The organism is Deltaproteobacteria bacterium (genome assembly GCA_016874775.1).
Taxonomy (GTDB): Bacteria; Desulfobacterota; Binatia; order Bin18; family Bin18; genus VGTJ01.
This window is the reverse complement of sequence record VGTJ01000331.1, coordinates 1-2,887: the sequence shown is the minus strand read 5'-3', so window position 1 is coordinate 2,887 and position 2,887 is coordinate 1. Positions and strand designations below refer to the sequence as shown.

Below are 2,887 nucleotides of genomic sequence, written 5' to 3'. Positions count from 1 at the left end.
CGCCGGTCTTAGCTTGTCGGGGCCGTGCCGCCAAGCATAGCACTGTCTCGTTTCTGCCTCCACGCTCCGCGCCGCGCGCTGTGGAGGACTCAGAATGACAATGCGATCCTCTGATCATCGGCCCGACACACGCCTATTGCATAAAAAAGGAGACGTACATGGCGGATGAAATCCTCTACGAAAATCGTGGACGAGTAGTGGTTGTAACGATCAATCGACCGGAGTCGCGTAATGCTATTAACAGCGCTGTACGTGAAGGCTTAGCCGCAGCGTGGGAGCGCTTTGCTAAAGACGAGAACGCACGGGTGGCAATCCTGACTGGTGCTGGTGACAAAGCCTTCTGTGCAGGAGCCGACCTCAAGGAGATGGCGTCCCGGCAGCTCGGTCAACTACCGCGTAATTTTTTGCCAACCCTCAATGTGAATGTTCATGTCGCCAAACCGGTGATCGCTGCGGTGAATGGGGTAGCGTATGCCGGAGGATGGCTGTTTGCCCAGATGTGCGACCTGATTGTCGCCTCTGAGACTGCACGCTTTGGCATCACTGAGGCGAAAGTTGGACGTGGATTCCCCTGGGCTGTACCGCTCACGCATATGATCCCACAGAAAGTGTTATTAGAGATCTTGCTTACCGGTGACCCAATGAGTGCACACCGCGCGTATGAAATTGGTTTCGTCAATCACGTCTTTCCTGCTGACCAGCTCATGACAAAAGCGATGCAACTTGCAGAAACAATCGCTGACAATGCGCCGCTGACTGTCGCCGCAGCCAAGGAGATGGTTTATATGGTCACCGATATGGGACGTATGGCTGGACTCGAAGCCGCACGGCACCTCTTCGATCATGTGTATAAGAGTGAAGATGCTCAGGAAGGGCCACGCGCGTTTGCTGAGAAGCGTAAGCCCAATTGGAAAGGGCGATGAGGGAAAAGAAGCATTTTCTCTTCGTGTGTAGCCGGAACCGTTTGCGTAGTCCGACTGCTGAGCGGTTATTTTCCTCTTATCCCGATATTGAGGTTGCCTCTGCAGGGACAGCCCCTGACGCAGAGGAACCTCTCTCTCGTGATTTGCTCACATGGGCAGATCTCGTTTTTGTCATGGAGAAAAGTCAACAGAGAAAGTTGACCAGGCAGTTTGGTTCGATGCTCAAGAACAAGCGAGTTATCTGTTTAGATATTTCTGATCAGTATGCTTACATGGATCCCGCGCTTGTTCGACTCTTGCAGCGTAAAGTCTCGCCCTTCTTGGCGAAGCGGTAGCCATCGGTAGTGGTTATAACTTGACCCCACACATGTCCTTATGGTGTGCTACTGAAAGGTGAGTCTGTGTTTGGGAGGATGATTGTACCGTGTGGTCGCCAGAGCTGCTTTTTCTTTTATTGCAAACCGTTGCCATCTTTATTGGCCTCAGTCTCTTCTATTGGATCATCTTCAAAGCTCTCCGTTGGCGTTCTCCACTATTGCGGACACTCACTGCTCGTATCCGTTTCTGGATGTATCTCTTTGTTCCGCTCATCCCTCTCGCCTGGTTGTTGACGCAGCTTGATCTCCTACCAATACGCGCACTCCATCCTTCCCGATCGTTGTTGCGTTCTGTTGACTCCGTACTGCTTGTCGTCACCATTATTGCTCTCGTCGAGGCGGTGAGTGCATTCATTTCTGACTACTTATTTGCCGTGCGGCGCAATACGCCAGTCCCACAGATTGTGCAGTCGCTGGTGCGCGGCGTTGTGTATCTTCTGGTATTTCTTTTCTTGTTGCCACAAATCTTTGCCTGGCGTGACATTGCCGGACTGGTCACGAGTTCGGCGATCCTGTCGGTTATTCTTGGTCTCGCGTTACAAGAGACGCTCGGCAACCTTTTTGCCGGAATCGGGATGCAAATTACTCGCCCCTATTTGATTGGGCAGTGGGTCAAACTTGGGTCACACGAGGGACGTATCGAGAGTGCAGATTGGCGATCGGTGACGATCCTGACGCGGCAAGGAGATCATATCTCGTTTCCTCAAAGCATGGTTGCCAAGATGGAAATTCATAATTTCTCCTTTCCCTCGCGGCTTCATGCGTGTGAGATTCGGGTCGGGGTCCACTACAAGCATCCGCCGTCTACCGTCGAAGTGATTCTCTTGCGCTGCGCACGTGAGGTATCTGGGGTACTCGATCAGCCACCGCCAGAAGTTCGCCTGACGGACTATCTCGATTTTGCCGTGCTGTACACCATCAAGCTCTGGATTGACGACTTTTCTCGGTTACAAGTGATTGAATCTGATGTGCGAAAGCGGATGTGGTACCACTTTCGTCGCGAGCAAATTACGATTCCTTTTCCGATCCGTGAATTACATCATCAACGAGCGATTCCGGTGACTGATGCGGCGGCTGAACGTTTACAACTCTTGCATGAGATTGAATTCCTTAACGTGCTCACTGACGAACAGCGGCAAGAACTCGCGCGGCGTTTAGCAACGCAGATTTTTGCCCGTGGCGAAACCATCTGCCATCAGGGAGAAGCGGGGAATACCTTCTACATCATCAAGAGCGGCCAGGTGGAAGTTTCAACGCGGAACGGGGCTGGCCGCGCAGCTGTCCTGCGGCAGATGACAGCTGGTGAGTTTTTCGGTGAGATTTCTCTACTTACTGGTGAACCACGTAGCGCGACCATTGTCGCTTTGGAAGACACAGAAGTACTAACGATGAACAAAGAGGACATGCGTGCGATGTTGGCAACGAATAGCCAACTGGCTGATCATATGAGTGAAGTGCGTACCCTTCCGGCAAAACTGGTTGACTTTCGTATGTCTCGTTTATTTGGATGCTCGGTGACGAGTACGGGTGCAAGTGTCCCGGAGTAGGTGTGGACTTCACGGACGGCGGTGGGATCTGCTATAAGCC

3 protein-coding genes are annotated in these 2,887 nt (G+C 52.2%); all 3 read left to right on the top strand.

Features of this window, described 5'->3' with window-relative positions; translation table 11 throughout:
• Positions 1–158 precede the first annotated feature (158 nt).
• Positions 159–923: an enoyl-CoA hydratase/isomerase family protein gene (locus FJ147_28160; protein ID MBM4259758.1), complete on the top strand. Its 765-nt coding sequence runs from the start codon at positions 159–161 to the stop codon at positions 921–923.
• Positions 920–1,258 carry a phosphotyrosine protein phosphatase gene (locus FJ147_28155; protein MBM4259757.1) on the top strand — a complete coding sequence of 113 codons (339 nt, stop codon included), beginning with the start codon at positions 920–922 and terminating at the stop codon, positions 1,256–1,258. The genes FJ147_28160 and FJ147_28155 overlap by 4 nt, the downstream gene beginning before the upstream one ends.
• Before the next feature lie 89 nt (positions 1,259–1,347).
• Complete coding sequence (locus FJ147_28150; protein MBM4259756.1) at positions 1,348–2,847, top strand: mechanosensitive ion channel; 1,500 nt, start codon at positions 1,348–1,350, stop codon at positions 2,845–2,847.
• Positions 2,848–2,887 lie beyond the last annotated feature (40 nt).